This is a genomic window from Streptomyces niveiscabiei (assembly GCF_001419795.1).
Classification (GTDB): Bacteria; Actinomycetota; Actinomycetes; order Streptomycetales; family Streptomycetaceae; genus Streptomyces; species Streptomyces niveiscabiei.
This window is the reverse complement of record NZ_LIRL01000695.1, coordinates 1-1,009: the sequence shown is the minus strand read 5'-3', so window position 1 is coordinate 1,009 and position 1,009 is coordinate 1. Positions and strand designations below refer to the sequence as shown.

The following is a 1,009-nucleotide window of genomic DNA, read 5'->3' as shown; positions in this document are numbered from 1 at the left end:
CGGGCGCGCGCCCGGGTGTGCGTCCACCACCAGCAGATGCACCGTGTTCGATCCCACGTCGAGGACACCGAGTCTCATGTAAAGAACGCTACTGCCAGTGGGTCCGTCCTCCGTCCCTCCGTCTGTGCCGTGAGACGGCCGCGGCGACTTACCCTGGTCCCGTGCCAAAGACGAAAAAGGCGAAGAACGAGAACCGGGAAAAGCCGGAGAAGTCACCCAAGGGCGACAAGGCGGGCGAACTGTCCGGGAGTTCTTCGCAGGCGAAGTCATCGAAGGAACAGGCTCTGGAGGGTGACGAGAAGGGGCTCGACTTCGCGCGCGCGTGGGTCGAGTTCCCGGATCCCGCGGACGACGAACAGGTCTTCCGCTGCGACCTGACCTGGCTGACCTCCCGCTGGACCTGCATCTTCGGCAGCGGCTGCCAGGGCATCCAGGCGGGCCGCGCGGACGACGGCTGCTGCACGCTGGGCGCCCACTTCTCCGACGCGGAGGACGAGAAGCGCGTCGCCGGCTTCGTGGCGCGGCTCACACCCGAGATCTGGCAGCACCACGCGGAGGGGCAGCGCGGCGGCTGGGTCTCCAAGGACGACGAGGGCTCCCGCCAGACGCGCCCCTACAACGGCTCCTGCATCTTCCAGAACCGTCCCGGCTTCGCGGGCGGCGCGGGGTGCTCGCTGCACATCCTGGCGCTCCAGGAGGGCCGTGAGCCCCTGGAGACCAAGCCGGACGTCTGCTGGCAGCTGCCCGTGCGCCGGACGTACGACTGGATCGACCGCCCCGACGACACGCGGATCCTCCAGGTCTCCATCGGCGAGTACGACCGCCGCGGCTGGGGTCCCGGCGGCCACGACCTCCACTGGTGGTGCACCTCGGCGACATCCGCGCACGGCGCGGGAGACCCCGTCTACATCACCTACCGCCCCGAACTCACGGAGCTGATGGGCAAGGCCGGCTACGACCGCCTCGTCGAACTCTGCGAGGCCCGCCTGGCCTCCCACCTCCCCCTGGT

1 protein-coding gene is annotated in these 1,009 nt (G+C 69.4%); it reads left to right on the top strand.

What is annotated here, in order from left to right:
- Positions 1-161: 161 nt before the first annotated feature.
- The coding region (locus AOK24_RS30790) for a DUF3109 family protein (RefSeq protein WP_055723317.1) at positions 162-1,009 on the top strand (848 nt) is incomplete at its 3' end.